Origin of the sequence: Corynebacterium intestinale (genome assembly GCF_023574125.1) — a bacterium.
In the GTDB taxonomy this organism is placed as follows: Bacteria; Actinomycetota; Actinomycetes; order Mycobacteriales; family Mycobacteriaceae; genus Corynebacterium; species Corynebacterium hesseae.
The window spans coordinates 1-14,953 of sequence record NZ_JAMKFF010000011.1; the positions used below are offsets into that span (position 1 = coordinate 1).

Here is a 14,953-nt window from a genome sequence, read left to right on the forward strand (position 1 = left end):
AACATGCGCCTCACCACCAACACATAACCACCAACAACGCCTGAGTAAGACACCGCTACCGGATACTCACTCAGGCGCTACCAGATACTCACCACACCGCTACCATTTCAGTCTTCTGAACACTCAAGGACCACCTTCTCCTTTTGCTCTGCGGTATACCGACCTTGCGGAACCATATCCTCTGGCGGAATGGAGATAGTCATGAACACTTTCCGTTCTCCCCCGGCAATCACCGGGGACTACTGGGATGTTCACAACTCCATTGGCAATAAGGGTCGAGCAGTAATAGAAACTACAGTGTGGGTCCCTGGAGGACTAGAGCCACGTGGAGTGAAGACAATGTTCCCGCTACGTGAGTCCAATGATGGCAGCGACGTGGTTCCCCAGTGGTTCAATATGGAGAAAAACATAGATTAAAATAGGCGCGGTGAGGCAGGGGGTAAATGATTAACCGTGGCCGGTTCGTGGAATATAAAGCTCTGTGCCCATCTTTTTGTCTGCCTTCGCTCTCCTCAATTCTATAAAGCGTTGAGGCGTGTTGTCGCTAACGGTTCCGAGCCATTTTATTTTATCTCCGCAACCGTAGTCTAAATCCCCGGCGAATGGATCACCGGCAAGCTGATCTGCCCAGGCCTTGACAGCAGTATCTTCTTCCGATGAGACTCCCCCAGTACTCGGTATTGGGGGCATTTCCATGCCAACATACGCAAGTCCTTTCGTGGACATTACTGAGAATACGCAGTAGACGTACTGAGCCGTTCTCCAAGCTGCCCGTAGCTCGACAGCTCCGGAAGAAATGAGGTTTTCTTGAGCAAAATACCGCTTTAAAAGCGAATTCATGTAATGGGCAAAAGACGTTATGCTCCAACTATTTACCATGTTTCACTCCTCGTATTCGCGCTACTGACAGTCAATGCAGCTTCCGCAGTCCATGCCAACTGCATAGTACCTCTGGGTACTTTAGTGCCCAGAGGCTTATCTACATGGCACGTTCGCTACGGGTTCGTCGTTCTAACAGCCAGTCAGACAAGAAGGAACCGTGGCGTAGTTTCGGGATAGCCACATCGACGGTGCTGACCCGTGTATCCAGTAGTCGGTGGCGGTAGCCGTTGCGGTGGTTGACGCGGTTGTCGCTGGTGGTGCCGTAGTCAGCGCTGCCGACAGTATCGTCTTGGGAAGATAGAATTTGGTTGATGAAATCACCGAGCATCTGACGCGTCGGATCGGGTGATGCTTGAGTGAGTAGCTCTTCGAGGTACGCTTTTGGTTGCCAGTTGTGTCGGCACCGGGGGCTTAACTGTGAGAAGCGGGTCGAATAGCGGAGTTCTCCGCTAGGAGGTGTAAAAATTCCTCTGGGTCTTTAACCGTCAAGCGAACGGGTCTTCCGATATTGCGGTGTAGGAGGATATTTGCAGAACCGGCATGGAATGAAATAGTGCCATCCAGGAAGTGAACCCCAAACGTTTGGGATTCGAGTATGGGGCCCGAGGGAAGGATCTCCGCCCCCTTCAGAGATTCCAAACGAACGTTGCTAACTGGAATGCCAAGAACTGAAATCCGAAGGATTTCATCATTCAGCAACACCCCGACATTAAAGAAAATTGCCAGAGACACTAAAAGACCGCATGTGATAAAGGCGGTTTGATCTCTTCTGGTCAAGAAGTAGACACACAATAAGAGTACTGCGAAGATAAGTACGATCCGACTAAAATTATATCCAAATACTCTTGATCGATAACTTGAACCAGTCATGAATATCACTCAACTTCCTTCCAACTATCTTCATGGGTAGTAAGGCGAGAATCACCACTGCCTTCGGCGGCATCACCCCCCGGATCATTTTCAGACAGGGACGAAAACAAGCCATACCGAAGCCAGCGACTAGTTCCACTGCCACAAGGCAGAAGGAACGCAGATAAACATAGCCTGCCCCAGCATGGGGCTAGGAGTACGAATCCTGGGCTCCTTCAAGCGGAACTGCTAACAACGTAATGGGCTCGAATTACGAGGCCGGGAAGAGGGCTCGGGAGCGTTCCGCAGCGTCCTGGAAGGCGGCGGTGACCAAAGAGCCAAAGGCACGAAATTCATCAGCGCGGGCAGCAGACGATCGGAACACGAGTCCAACCTGGCGCTCCGCCGTTACCGTGGGGGCGAAACGGGCGACCGCAAGCTGCGGGTTTTGGCATTCCGTTGCGAGCGCTGATTCAGGGACAAGGGTAGTGCCTAGATTCCCCATGACGAGCTGCAGGATAGTAGTCAGCGATGATGCTCGGGTGACGGCATTGGTGGCTTCGGAGGGGTTCACCTTGGCACGACGGCATAGGTCGAGGACTTGGTCGCGGAGGCAGTGGCCGTCGTCAAGCAGCAAAAGGTCAAGGTCTGCAAGCTCTTCGAGCGTGAGATCCTCACGCCCCGCGAGCGGGTGCCCTGCCGGTGTTACGACGGTAAAGGATTCGCTATAGAGAGGAGTCTCGACCATCCCGGTGGCCTCGGTGGGCAAAGCAACAATAGCCAGGTCCAGGTTGCCCTCGCGCAGCTTGTCTAACAGGTGTTGAGTCTGCTCCTCGACGAAGCGTGGTTCTAGATCGGGGTAGGTTTCGCTGATGGATTTCAGCAGCCCCGGCAAAATATAGGGCGCGATGGTGGGGATGATTCCGATGGTGAGGGGGCCAGTTAACGTACCGCTTGCACCGTGGGCTTGGCTGAGGAAGGCATCGGAAGCTTCGAGCGTTGCCTTGGCGTAGGGGAGGAGCGCCTCGCCGGTGGACGTCACGATGACTTTGCGGGTAGAGCGCTCGATGAGCTGGACGCCCAAGCCTTGTTCGAGGGCGACGAGTGCTTGGGAGAGCGAAGGCTGGGAGATATCGAGTTTGGCGGCCGCGGAGCCAAAGTGTTTGTTCTCCGCAATCATGACGAAGGTGCGCAACTGGGCGAGGGTTGGGCGATACTCCTTATTGTTCATGCCTATAACTCTAACATCTCTAATTCGTCAGGCCTATTGACGTGCGAGGGGGGTTCGTGGCATACTTAACAAGCGAGCGGCTGCGTACCAGCTAAAAGGCAAAATGGTGTGCGGTCGTAGAGATTTGCATCACTTTTGTGCATTGTTGTGACTATTGAAGGAGTTGAATCTTCTATGCCTATCTTGACCGTTGGTGAGAAGTTCCCAGAGTTCGAACTGACTGCGCTGAAGGGCGGCGACCTCCACGACGTCAACGCTAACCAGCCGGAGGATTACTTCGAGCAGGTGTCTTTGGACAAGTACCAGGGGATGTGGAAGGTTGTATTCTTCTACCCGAAGGACTTCACCTTTGTGTGCCCGACTGAGATCGCAGCCTTCGGCAAGCTGGATGAGGAATTCCAGGACCGCGATACCCAGATCCTCGGCGGCTCCACCGACAATGAGTTTGCGCACTTCAACTGGCGTGCAACCCACCCGGAGCTGAAGGAAGTCCCGTTCCCGATGTTCTCTGATATTCGCCACGACCTCATCCGCGCCCTCGGTGTGGAGAACGCCGACGGCGTTGCTGACCGCGCAACTTTCATCATTGACCCGGACGGTGTTATCCAGTTCGTGTCCGTGACCCCGGACGCTGTCGGCCGCAACGTTGATGAGGTTCTGCGCGTGCTCGATGCGCTGCAGTCCGAAGAGGTTTGTGCCTGCAACTGGGAGGCTAATGACCCGACGAAGAACATCGACAAGCTTGAGGTCGTTCAGTCCGCACTGTAAGACATCGCTAAGCACAACCGTCCAACCATAAAGGAGTTACTCAGTGTCCATCGACAACCTGAAGTCCGCACTTCCGGCGTATGCCAAGGATCAGAAGCTCAACATCGGTACGCTGACGCGTACGACCGAGCTGAATGAGGAGCAGCTGTGGGGCAGCTTGGTCGCTGCTGCGGCCGCCACCCGTAATGATCTGGTCCTGAAGGAGATTCTTGAGGAAGCCCGCGAGCAGCTCAGTGAAGAGGCAGTTGACGCAGCTCTCGGCTCCGCCACGGTGATGGCTATGAACAACGTGGCCTACCGCGCAAAGAGCTGGTTGGGCGATGATTTCGCTCAGGTCAAGTTTGGTCTGCGCATGAATATCATTGCTAAGCCTGGCGTAGACAAGGCAACGTTTGAGCTGTGGAGCACCGTTGTCTCTGCTATCAATGGCTGCGAGCACTGCTTGACTGCACACGCCAATACTCTGTTGGAGGAGGGCGTGACCAAGGAGCAGATTTGGGAAGGCGTCAAGGTCGCAGGCGTCGTTCAGGCTGTGGCGCAGGCGCTGCAGGCTGAGGCTGTGCGCTCCGCTGAGTAGATAAACAGCATGCCTTCTTAGGCGCACGATAGAAAGTCCCACTCCCGTGATTATGTACAGGGGAGTGGGACTTTTTGTGTCTCAAAGGGCTGGGGGCGGTTTGCGGCCTTCTAGCCGATGACCCCGCCGAAGGCAACGCCGATGCCATAGGTAATGGCTAGCCCGAGCGCTCCACCAATGACGAGGCGGAAGACGGAACGTGCGGCATTCGTACCTGCGAGGCGAGCAGACACGTAGCCCGTAATCGCCAGGGCAATGAGAGTGATCACGGCTACGACTGCTGCGGCCATGCTCATCGGGGCTATAAAGATTGACAGGAGGGGCAGCGCTGCACCGGCAAGGAAAGATACTGCCGACCAGAAAGCGGCGTGCCAAGGGTTTGTCAGGTCCTCACCATCGATGCCCATTTCCAGCCTCAGGTGTGCCTCCAAGAGCCTATCTTTGGCGGCGATCTCATGTGCGGCGGTGTCTGCGGTAGCGGTGTTCATGCCGTAGTCAGCCAACATGGATACGAGTTCGGCGTGTTCTTGTTCAGGGAGCTCTGCCAGTTCGCGAGTCTCCTTATCTATCATCATCCGTTCGGAGTCACGCTGCGCTGACACCGAGACGTATTCTCCCAGCGCCATCGACGCGGCTCCCGATACGGTTGCGGCCAAGCCGGCGGTGAGGATGGCGCTTGCCGACGCCCCCGACCCCACGACGCCGAGCAGAAGTGCAGCGACGGAGACGATGCCGTCATTGGCGCCGAGAACTCCCGCCCGAAGGGAATTTAACCGCGCGTTGTGTGAATCGCCATGGGGCTCATTGACATGGTGTGCCATTTCCAGCTCCTGACTCCTAGAGAACTGCTCTTACTCCAGTATCGTCGCTGGTCAGAGTCCTGTAAAGCGTGTATAGGCTTCGCTGTGTGTAGGGAGTGAAGGCTTAGGTAATCGTTCCAGTCCACTCACCGCAGGGGATGCCGTCCACTGACAGGCCCATCGTGAAGACTTCCTCTTTGAGATCAAAGTGGGCGGTGGGCAGCGTGATTGCGAGTGCCTCGGGGGAGTAGTTGTATTGATAATCAACTGGACGGTGGGCGTCCCTCGTGTCTTCTCCGTATGAAGCGATCTCCATCGAGCTGAGGTTGGCTTGCTCGAAGTGGGCGATGAGCTGAAGGTCGAGGGTGTGCAGCTTAAAGACGACGTCACGGTGGTGGGGCATGCCTCCGAGGAGCCAATGCACAGTGACTGAGTCCTCATGCGTCTCAAAACTAACGCCGGCAAGGTGGATGCTGGTGGCTGGGGATTTTGGGTTAGTCATAGTGGCGCCCACTGTACTCCCCATGTCGCTACTTGAAATCGAGGGAAAAGTATTCAGATTTGGTTAAGTGCAGAACCTTTTCAAAGAGCCAGCAAAAGAGCAGCGCAAGGGCGAGGGGAAGTACGACATAAACGAAGGTAATGATCATCACGTTGCCGGCGCTCCATCCCCACCCTTCGTAATTGAGAGCCGCCAGCGGGCCCATGAGTCCGGAAATTCCGAAACCGGCGGAGATTGGTGTGCCCGAGATCCCTAGAGCGCCACCAACTGCGCCCAGGATTGCGGCGGAGCAAATGACGGGAAGGAAGGTGACCGGCTTGGACAACATATTGGCCATCTGCACTTTGGGAGAGCCCAGAACATGCAGGATGGAGGTGGCGAAGCCGTTTACGCGCCAGCCGGCAACGAGGAGCGTGAAACCTGCGGCAACGGCCCCGAGGTTGGCGGTGCCAGAGGCGATGCCGTCGATAAAGATGGCGGTAGCAATGCCGACGGTGGAGACTGGGGAGACGATCATGACTGCAAAAAGAACGGCGAGGACTATGCCCATGAGGACCGGCTGCAAAGTTGTCGCACCGTTCACGAGGTCACCAAGCCACAGCGTAAAGACCTTGACGATGGGGAAGGTGACGACCCATCCGATGCTGCCCGCAACGAGCGTCACGATGGTGGAAAGCAACAAGATGGAGTAATTCTTGAGCCTATCGCCGATGAAGAGGAGCAAACCAACTGCCATGGCTGCGGTTAATCCAGAGTTGATGACGAGCCCGGTGCCTTTGAGGAAGAAGCCGCCTTCGGGATTGACGGTGGCCACCCCGGAGCCGCAGAAGGAAGCAATGCCCACGGCTGCGGTCTGAATCGGTGTCATCTTGAATTCGATGCCTACGAGGACACCAATCATCACAGGTAAAAGGCTGGCGGCTAGACCCGTCAGCGCTATTACGGTGGACGCGCCGGACCAGAAGGGGAGCAGCGCCTTGGCCAACTCGCCGAGCAAGGCCTGCGGGACGAGCGACACGACGACGGCGATCGAGATGCCGTTGAGAACCTTCATGGTGAAGGATCCGAGAGCGAGATGCTCGGCCGCGGGCGCGGCGCTGGCGTGGGGGATGGGGGAAAGCTGGCGTTCGTCGATCTGCTGTGGCGTGCTCATTCCCCAATCATACGCATAATATGCGGTTGACGGAGAATAATAACAAAGGAAGGGTGTATTTAAATTCCCTAGTATTCCACGTGTAGTTCGGACAGCCGGACTTCACCAGCCTCATCGGAGGCATCCAAATCGACAGTGCCAACGATGTGGTAGGAGTTGTCCCCCTCTGGGTCCTTGAGGATCTGCCGGACGGTCCACGATCGTGAACCCCCGACGCCACGAGCCCCTGAGCCCTTGTCGCCCTTGTCCAGGACAAAGTACTCCGGCCCCCGTGCTGCTGGCCCAGTATCGATGTCATCGTAGTCATCGAAGTAGTCATCGAGAGCTTGGCCAAAGTCGGGGATCTCCTCCAAATAATCCAACAAATCTGCCAAGCGATCTTCCTTCTCCAAGGCAAAGAGCTGCGCGAGCCGGAAGAAGTAGTTGCGCACCATGATGCCAAAGGCGCGCTGATTGGCTGTCAAGGCGGTGGGATCCTCAACGCCGAAGGCCAATTCGCGGTCCAAATCCGCCTGGGAAATGGGGGAGTCCTCGCCGGCCATTTCAGCCCACTCGTCGACGAGCGAAGAATCAACCTGGCGGATAAGTTCTCCGAGCCAGACGATGATGTCTTCGAGCTCCTCGGTAAGGAACTCGGCAGGGATCGACTGCTTGAGCGTGCGCCAAGCATCAGTGAGGTAGCGCAGGATGACGCCTTCAGAGCGGGCGAGTCCGTAGGTGGCGACAAGGTCGGAGAAGGTCATGGCGCTCTCTAGCATGTCGCGAACCACAGACTTAGGACGCAGCTCAAATTCCTTGGCCCAAGGATTGGTTTCGCAAAAAGTGTCGTAGGCCTGCTCCAAGAGCTCTTCGAGTGGCTTCGGCCAGGTGATGTCTTCCACGATGGCCATGCGTTCGGTGTAGTCCACCCCGTCTGCTTTGAGCGCCGCGATCTCCTCGCCACGGCGTTGCTTTTGCTGAGCAATTAGGACTTGGCGAGGATCATCGAGCACCGCCTCGAAGACCGAGATGACGTCGAGGGCATAGGTGTCCGATTCCGGATCCAGCAAGGTGAGTGCCGCCAACGCGAAGGGCCCCAAAGGTTGGTTCAAGGCGAAATCGCGCGGCATTTCCCGCACCACGTGGTACGGGCGTCCATAGATGTCGAGACCCTTGGTGGATTTTTGGACCACGCCTGAATTGAGAAGCCCTCGAAACAGGCTCAGCGCCGTTAAGATGTCTTCGTTCTGGCGCGCACGCGTGTTGTGACTCGTACGCAGCAGGTGTTTTAGGTGTTCGTAACCGTTGCCGTGGCGGGCGAGCACATTGAGCAGCATGGAATTGGAGACCCGGAATTGGGAAGTGAGCTGCTCCGGTTCGGCGTCGATAAGCCGGGCATAGGTCTGCTCCGACCAAGAGACCTCACCGTCGCGCGCGGACTTCTTCTTCAGTTTCTTTAGGCGCGCCGGGTCATCGCCCACGCGCCGCCGCGCTTTGGCGTTTTCGATCTCGTGCTCCGGCGCCTCTACGACGACCGTGCCTTCCGTGTCATAGCCTGCGCGGCCGGCGCGACCGGCAATCTGGTGAAACTCGCGGGACTTGAGGATCCGCTGACGGGTTCCGTCATACTTGGCCAGGCCCGTCATCAACACCGTGCGGATCGGAACATTGATGCCAACACCTAAGGTATCCGTTCCGCAAATGATCTTGAGTAGACCCTTTTGGGCCAGCCGCTCCACCAAGCGCCGATACTTCGGCAGCATGCCGGCATGGTGCACACCAATTCCCTTGCGAAGCAGCTTAGACAGGTCCCTGCCGAACGTCGTGGTGAATCGGAATCCCGCGAGCTCAGCGGCAATGGACTCCTTCTCCTCTGGGGTGATGATCTTTGACAGCGACGTCAATGCTTGCGCGCGCTCTGAGGCCTCGCGCTGGGAGAAGTGGACAACGTAGACAGGAGCCTTGCCACCAGCGAGCAAATCCTCGATGGTTTCATGGACTGCGGAAAAGACGTAAGAGAAGTCCAACGGGACTGGGCGGGTTGTCCCAGCCACGAGCGTCGTCGTGCGTCCGGTGCGCTCAGTTAAGTCCTTCTCCAGCCACGTCGTATCGCCCAAGGTCGCGGACATGAGCAAGAACTGTGCCTTCGGCAATTCCAACAGCGGAACCTGCCAGGCCCAACCGCGATCCGGCTCAGAATAGTAGTGGAACTCATCCATGACCACCTGATCGATGGCAGCTTCTGAGCCATCGCGTAGCGCAATATTCGCCACAATCTCAGCGGTCGCAGCAATGATGGGAGCGGAACCGTTCACGGTGGCATCGCCGGTCATCATGCCAACGTTTTCTGGGCCAAAAATCTCACAGAGAGCGAAGAATTTCTCGCTCACCAAGGCCTTGATAGGTGCGGTATAAAAACTGCGCTGCCCTCGCGCTAAAGCTATGAAGTGGGCGGCATTGGCCACCATGGACTTACCGGACCCGGTAGGCGTGGCCAAGATGACGTTATCCTGCGCGAGGATAGCTAAAGAGGCCTCTTCCTGCGCCGGGTACAGCGAGATTCCACGGCCGGAGGTCCACGATAAAAACGTGTCCCAGATGGCCTCATCAACCATCGGCTCGGGGACTTCGGCGAGATCGGGCAACATCTGAGAAAGGTTCACCCGTCCCACCTTAGGCGAAAGCCTTAGAGTATAAGTCTCCGCCCTGCGGCTGTGAACGACCGAGACCCTCGACAGCCGCGGCGTGTTGAGCTTATCTGAGGTTAGACGTCATCGTCCATGTCTGAGCCGGGGCCCTCGTCTCGCCCGTAGTTATCCTCGCGGTCGTCGATGTCTTCAGAGAGGATATCCGGGTTGTCATCGAGCCCGGCAAGGAAAGCCTCGAAGTCAGCCCCGATCTCCTCGCCCGTAGGCATGTGCTCTTCACCCGGCATAATGGCCTGCGGATGGCGGGAACGGTAGCGCTCCATATAAGCGTCGTACTGCTCTTCCAACTGGCGGACCACGCCCGCGATCTCTTCAGAATCCGTCACCTGCTCCTCGAGCTGCTGGTTGACGCGAGCCACGTCTGCCTCCAAGCTACCCAAGGGAATGTTGAGGTCGACGGCTGAGGCAACCGAATCCAGAAGACGGAGCGTGGCCGCTGGATAAGGCGAGGCCGCCAGATAATGCGGCACATGCGCGGTATAGCCGGCCACGCGGCGGCCCTTCTTATCCAAGGCACGCTCAATATACAGGGCGGCTGCGCCGGGGACCATCATGGTGGATTCCATGCGCACCATAGAGTTAAGGAGTTCCGGGGCATTGCCGTGCGCAGTGACCACCGTGGGGCGGGTGTGTGGCACCGGCATGGGCGCGGAGTAGAGCATGATGGTGTTCTTGATATCGAACTTTTCAACCAAGTTCACTACCGCATCCGTAAAGGCCTCCCACCGCAAGTCCGGTTCCGGTCCGGACAGTAGCAAGAAAGGCGTGCCGGAATTATCCCGCAATACCTTGATGCCCAAATCCGTGTTCTCAATCTCCACGGTGCGGTCATGGTCGATAGTGACGGCAGGGCGGCGTGAACGGTAGTCAATGAGTTCGTCGTTATTAAACGAGGCCAGCTGGCGGTTTTCCAACGCGGCTTTGAGGTGATCAGCGCTGGCTTCAACGGCCTGGCCTGCATCGGCGTAGCCATTCATGGCAACGATCATTGTGGGGCCTGCGCCTGGAGTGGAATCATCCTTGACCACTGGAGCGGGGTACTCCAGCTCGTACATGCGGCGCTGTTCTTCCTGCATGGTTGTGACTCCTCCTTCTAGCCGTGTGCTTGTTCTCGAGCGTACGACCTCAATCAGTGTTCTGTGACATGCAACGCTTAAGGCTTACCGCCTATTCCCAGAGGCGACTGGGCGTCCGGGGCGAACGCGAAGCTGGTCTGTACGCGCGGGGGCTCCCGCAGGGAACCAGTGATGATCGTTCAAGCATGCCATATGGAGGCTGGTTGTGCCAGGATTCCACTTGCTGGGTGTGGAAAACCGGGCTACTTCCAGTGGACTGCGCACTAGCCCGGACTCGTTATCCACAGATGTGCCGTGGACGGTCTTAGTGCTCTAGCGAACCGAGGTAGGTGTGGTTCAGGCTACAGGGTATGAACACACTCTCAACGCATACAGACCGCACTCCACCGATAACGACCCCAGGTCACCTCCTCGCAAACATCCCTGGCCTCCTAGGCTTCTATCCCACTGAATCGGTGGTTTTCATGGCTATCGATACCACCCCGCGAGGCCCAGCCATGGGCCCGCTTGCTCGCGTCGACATCGCAGATGCCCAAGGGGCAGTAGCGGACATCTCGCCGCTACTGGCCGAACACGCCCGCGAAGGTGTGTTCGCATTCCTTATTTCGAATCGTCCCCTCACTGAGCTCAGGGAGGTGGCTCACTGGCTATATGGCCTAGACCGCGCCGAGGACGGGCTGGAGGTCGACGCTGCGTGGCATACCCGGGAAATCACCAAACATGAGGCTTATGTCTTGCTTCATGGAACCGTCAACGCGGATGGAAGCGGGCCAATGAAGAAGTGGGTTGAGGGGACAATTCCGGCGCTGACCGACGCCCCCTCGATGCGCTCTTGCGTCGACCACAATGTTGTACCGGAGCTCAATAGGGAGGAGTTCTTTGCTGTCTTTGCCGCAGGGAACCAGTATCTGGATACTGCCGAAGCCGATGCCTTGGCGCGGCAAGCGCGAGATGCGGCGACGCAGTATCGTGCGCAGGTAGCAGCTGCGCGGGGAAAGAAACGAAAGGACCTCTTGGATCACTTGCTCGACGATGCTCGGTGGGCGCTTCACCAGGTGGCGTCGGTGGAGGAGGCTGAGCAGGACAGTGAGCTGCTGGCAACCTGTGCTGTGTGGCTGTCGACGACGTGGACACGCGACCTTGTCGTGGACGTGTGCGCGACGTCGGGCGAAACGGGAGCGAATCTCCTTCTGGCGGCGGCGCGGACATTCGGCGGCGAGTTGCGGGCAAACGCGCTGACTCTCTTTGCGCTGGCGCAGCTGGAACAGGAGTGGGATATCCTCGCCGGTCCTGCATTGCAGCTCGTCGTGGAAGAATTTCCCAGCCACCGCCTAGGCTCACTCCTGTGCCAGGCATACCGTCATGGCCTGCACGAAAAGATTCGGGACTCAATTCATACAGGCGCCCTCAAAGCCTATGAAAACGCTATAGGGGAAGGGGAGGAGCATTCAGAGGATACGGCTAGCGATGCGCAGAATGTGCCCGCTCGCCGAGCTGCTGGGTGAAGTTCCACGCGTCTGTCACGATGGTGGTTAGATCGGTGCGGCTGGGGTTCCACCCGAGCTCGGATTTGATCTTTTCCGAGGAGGCCACGAGTGTTGCGGGATCTCCAGCGCGGCGAGGTGCAAGCTCAGCCGGTATGGGGTGACCGGTTACTTCGCGGCAGGCCTCAATGACCTGTTTGACGGAGTAGCCATCCCCGGAGCCAAGGTTGTAGATGCGGTGCGTTCCTGCGGCGTTGCTCTCCAGCGCTAGGACGTGGGCCTCTGCCAGGTCTCGGATGTGGATGTAATCCCGGACCGCGGTGCCGTCGGCGGTGTCGTAGTCATCGCCGAAGATGTAAATCTTGTCGCGGTGCCCCAGCGCTACCTGCAGGACAAGGGGAATGAGGTGGGTTTCTACTTCGCGGTTTTCTCCAATGGTGCCGTAGGCTCCGGCGACATTGAAGTAGCGCAAGGAGGTCGCCCCAAGGCCGTAGGCAGTGGCATAGGACGTGATCATGTAGTCAATTGCGAGCTTGGAGGCGCCGTAGGGATTCGTTGGCTGCGTAGGCATCGACTCCGTAATTGGCACTTGCGCTGGCTCGCCGTAGGTCGCCGCGGTCGAGGAAAAGACGAGGTTTGTGACCTCGAATTCCCGCATGGCGTTCAGGAGCGTCAGCGTGGTTACGACATTATGCTGCCAATAGTCAGCGGGGGCTTCAACGGATTCACCGACGAGGGAACGCGCCGCGAAGTGCAGCACGCCCTCGAATCCACCTTCAGACAACACGTCACGAGCGACATCAGCGACGTCGCCTTCAACGAGACGCGCCTGCTCCGGGATGGCCTCGCGGTTGCCGGTAGAGAAGTTATCGATGATGGTGACGTCGTGGCCTTTTTCAACCAAGACTGCCGCGCACACACTGCCGACATATCCGGCACCACCGGTAACTAACAGCTTCATCGTCTTACTTCTCCTTAACTCGGATGGCGTGGGCGAGATCGTCGACAAGCTCGACGGTATGCCCAGATTTCGTCGTCAGCGTAATGGTTCCGCTCTCATTGACCACCGTCACCTGCGAACCGATTTGGATTCCGCAGGAATAAAGATCATCGAAGGTCGAGCTATCGGCCTGCAAAACCTCATTGATTTGCACGATGGTGGCTTCAGTTTCTTGCCCCGTGGGAAGGTCGATGGCGCGGGTTCCCAAGTCGAGCTCCACCGGAGTCGTGCCCAACTGTGCCAAGCCTGGGATAGGGTTGCCGAATGGTGAGCGCGAGGAATCCTCCAATACCGCGACGACGCGCTTTTCTACCTCTTCACTCATGACGTGTTCCCACCGGCAAGCCTCGTCGTGGACCTTGTCGATATCCAGGCCAAGGACGTCTGTGAGCAAACGTTCAGCTAGGCGGTGCTTGCGCATGACGTTGGTTGCCAGTTCGCGGCCCTGTTGGGTGAGGTCGAGGCTGCGATCAGTGCGCACGTGGAGCAGGCCATCGCGCTCCATACGAGCCACGGTCTGGGATACGGTCGGCCCAGACTGCTCTAAACGCTCTGCGATTCGAGCGCGGAGGGGAGTGATGCCTTCCTCTTCGAGCTCGTAGATGGTGCGCAGATACATTTCCGTGGTGTCAACTAGGTCCCTCACGTGGGCTTACCTTTCTGCGTTGTGGGCGGTGCGTAGCCACATAGGTTTAGACGCGGTAATAAGGATGTATTAAGAGAATAACTTAAACAATAGCGCATTCGTCGAAAGTATAGAGCGCGCAGCGCTGTGCTTCCGGCGGGGTTCGACGGGAGGGTACAGCAACCTCGCGGGACCATGTGGAACGACGAAAGCCACCGAGCACTGACCGCCATAACCCACAATGCTGTTTCAGCTGGGCTAGCAGGTAGCTGGCTCGATGGCTCATGCCAGGATTCGAATAAGAGATTTAGAGTGCGTATTCGCGGAGGCGATCGGCGCGGTTGCCTTCGCGCAACTTGGCCATGACCTCACGTTCAATTTGGCGAACGCGTTCGCGGGAGAGACCGAACTTGCGGCCAATCTGGTCGAGGGTGCGCGGAACCCCATCGTCCAAGCCATAGCGCAAACGGATGACGTCCTGCTCGCGCTCCTCCAAAGAACCAATGACGGAGCGGATATCGGAGTGGCGCATGGAAGCAACCACGGCGGTTTCGGCGTCCGTTGCCTCGGCATCCTCGATGAAGTCTCCCAGTGGAGCCTCTTCATCGGTGCCCACCGGCATATCCAAGGAGACAGGATCGCGGGACTGGCGCAGCAGCATTTCGATCTTGGACTCTTCGATTCCCGATTCCTCTGCGAGCTCCTCGTTCGTAGCCTCGCGGCCTAGGGATTGGTACATCTCGCGCTTGATACGCGAAAGCTTATTAACCTGCTCAACCAGGTGCACGGGGAGGCGAATTGTCCGGGACTGGTCAGCCATGCCGCGGGTAATGGCCTGGCGGATCCACCAGGTTGCGTATGTGGAGAACTTGAAGCCCTTGGCGTAGTCAAACTTCTCCATAGCGCGAATCAGGCCCAAGTTACCCTCCTGGATGAGATCCAGTAGCGGCATGCCGCGGCCGGTATAGCGCTTGGCCAGGGAGACCACGAGGCGCAAGTTTGCCTCCAAGAGGTGGGAGCGTGCCTTCTTACCTTCGCGGGCCAAGATCTTCAGGTCACGCTTCTCCGCGCGAGTTAGCTTCTCAGCATTGGCAAGCTTGTACTCGGCGTAGAGGCCAACCTCAATGGTCTGTGCCAATTCAACCTCGTCCTCGGCGCTCAGCAGCGCAGTCTTGCCGATTCCATTGAGGTAAACGCGGACCAAGTCCGCGGAGGGATTGTCATTGGTCTGGTTACGGCGTGAGCCGCGGTCAACTTCCTGTCCGTCCTCGTCCTGGACGCTAGCAGCGGATGATGTGGCCATCTCATGCCTCCTAAGT

The 14,953-nt window shown here is 57.6% G+C and carries 13 protein-coding genes and 1 pseudogene; 3 read left to right on the top strand and 11 right to left on the bottom strand.

The genetic code is table 11. The annotated features are described in order from the left end of the window. Window positions 1–447 precede the first annotated feature (447 nt). The 3 genes and pseudogenes from M5J06_RS10920 to M5J06_RS10930 form a co-directional block, all read right to left on the bottom strand. A complete protein-coding gene (locus M5J06_RS10920; RefSeq protein ID WP_250224663.1) occupies window positions 448–879 on the bottom strand; it encodes a hypothetical protein in 432 nt (143 codons plus the stop codon). A gap of 103 nt (window positions 880–982) precedes the next feature. Next, window positions 983–1,267, bottom strand: a pseudogene (locus M5J06_RS10925) (transposase); the annotation flags it as partial. Window positions 1,268–2,002: 735 nt separating this feature from the next. Then, window positions 2,003–2,962 carry a hydrogen peroxide-inducible genes activator gene (locus M5J06_RS10930; protein ID WP_250224664.1) on the bottom strand — a complete coding sequence of 320 codons (960 nt, stop codon included), beginning with the start codon at window positions 2,960–2,962 and terminating at the stop codon, window positions 2,003–2,005. Between the two features lie 174 nt (window positions 2,963–3,136). On the opposite strand from M5J06_RS10930, the gene M5J06_RS10935 reads away from it, so the two are divergent. Beyond that, window positions 3,137–3,730, top strand: a complete 594-nt coding sequence (locus tag M5J06_RS10935; RefSeq protein ID WP_070524465.1) for a peroxiredoxin — start codon at window positions 3,137–3,139, stop codon at window positions 3,728–3,730. Window positions 3,731–3,773: 43 nt separating this feature from the next. Next, on the top strand, window positions 3,774–4,307 hold the full coding sequence (gene ahpD, locus M5J06_RS10940; protein WP_250224665.1) for an alkylhydroperoxidase, AhpD family: 534 nt from the start codon (window positions 3,774–3,776) through the stop codon (window positions 4,305–4,307). Between the two features lie 110 nt (window positions 4,308–4,417). Here the strand turns inward: ahpD and M5J06_RS10945 are convergent, their stop codons facing one another. The 5 genes from M5J06_RS10945 to M5J06_RS10965 form a co-directional block, all read right to left on the bottom strand. Further along, complete coding sequence (locus M5J06_RS10945; protein WP_250224666.1) at window positions 4,418–5,128, bottom strand: VIT1/CCC1 transporter family protein; 711 nt, start codon at window positions 5,126–5,128, stop codon at window positions 4,418–4,420. A gap of 103 nt (window positions 5,129–5,231) precedes the next feature. Continuing rightward, entirely contained in the window at window positions 5,232–5,609 is a 378-nt protein-coding gene (locus tag M5J06_RS10950) for a hypothetical protein (RefSeq protein ID WP_070531451.1), read from the bottom strand. 28 nt (window positions 5,610–5,637) lie between these two features. Further along, window positions 5,638–6,663 carry a PTS sugar transporter subunit IIC gene (locus M5J06_RS10955; RefSeq protein ID WP_232748462.1) on the bottom strand — a complete coding sequence of 342 codons (1,026 nt, stop codon included), beginning with the start codon at window positions 6,661–6,663 and terminating at the stop codon, window positions 5,638–5,640. A gap of 167 nt (window positions 6,664–6,830) precedes the next feature. Continuing rightward, entirely contained in the window at window positions 6,831–9,404 is a 2,574-nt protein-coding gene (locus M5J06_RS10960; protein WP_250224667.1) for a DEAD/DEAH box helicase, read from the bottom strand. Window positions 9,405–9,505: 101 nt separating this feature from the next. Beyond that, window positions 9,506–10,525 (bottom strand): PAC2 family protein, encoded by a 1,020-nt coding sequence (locus tag M5J06_RS10965; protein ID WP_070521987.1) that lies wholly within the window; start codon window positions 10,523–10,525, stop codon window positions 9,506–9,508. Window positions 10,526–10,875: 350 nt separating this feature from the next. On the opposite strand from M5J06_RS10965, the gene M5J06_RS10970 reads away from it, so the two are divergent. Next, window positions 10,876–12,030, top strand: coding sequence for a DUF4192 domain-containing protein (locus M5J06_RS10970; protein WP_250224668.1), 1,155 nt, complete (start codon window positions 10,876–10,878; stop codon window positions 12,028–12,030). Here the strand turns inward: M5J06_RS10970 and galE are convergent. The 3 genes from galE to M5J06_RS10985 form a co-directional block, all read right to left on the bottom strand. Beyond that, complete coding sequence (gene galE / locus M5J06_RS10975; RefSeq protein WP_250224669.1) at window positions 11,987–12,970, bottom strand: UDP-glucose 4-epimerase GalE; 984 nt, start codon at window positions 12,968–12,970, stop codon at window positions 11,987–11,989. The genes M5J06_RS10970 and galE overlap by 44 nt on opposite strands. A gap of 4 nt (window positions 12,971–12,974) precedes the next feature. After that, window positions 12,975–13,655 (bottom strand): metal-dependent transcriptional regulator, encoded by a 681-nt coding sequence (locus M5J06_RS10980; RefSeq protein WP_070521996.1) that lies wholly within the window; start codon window positions 13,653–13,655, stop codon window positions 12,975–12,977. A 286-nt stretch (window positions 13,656–13,941) separates the two neighbouring features. Next, window positions 13,942–14,937, bottom strand: coding sequence for a sigma-70 family RNA polymerase sigma factor (locus M5J06_RS10985; RefSeq protein ID WP_010190233.1), 996 nt, complete (start codon window positions 14,935–14,937; stop codon window positions 13,942–13,944). Between the last annotated feature and the right edge of the window lie 16 nt (window positions 14,938–14,953).